Source organism: Penaeicola halotolerans, from assembly GCF_016464625.1.
Taxonomy (GTDB): Bacteria; Bacteroidota; Bacteroidia; order Cytophagales; family Cyclobacteriaceae; genus Penaeicola; species Penaeicola halotolerans.
The window spans coordinates 1-233 of sequence record NZ_JAEAGO010000238.1 but is presented as its reverse complement, the minus strand read 5'-3'; the positions used below and the strand labels follow the sequence as shown (position 1 = coordinate 233).

Annotated in this window: 1 protein-coding gene; it reads right to left on the bottom strand. The window is 46.4% G+C overall.

The window, feature by feature from the left end; genetic code table 11:
• Window positions 1-233, bottom strand: a 233-nt coding sequence (locus tag I5349_RS14120) for a hypothetical protein (protein WP_226391398.1), incomplete at both ends; no start/stop codon positions are given.

Below are 233 nucleotides of genomic sequence, written 5' to 3'. Positions count from 1 at the left end.
TGCCAATACATTGAAGCTGCCGCCTACAAAACCATTGATCGTCTCTGGATCATCATTGGCTACCAAGCCTGCGCCTGCTACTATTACCGTGACTGTAGCCTCATCTGTATTGCCTGGATTCAGTGAGTCAACTAATCTATATACCAGTGTGTATGTGCCAGCTGCTGTCCCTGCCGCTACATCTATCTCACCTGTTGTGATGTCTAATGTGACATTGGCATTACTAAATGGTG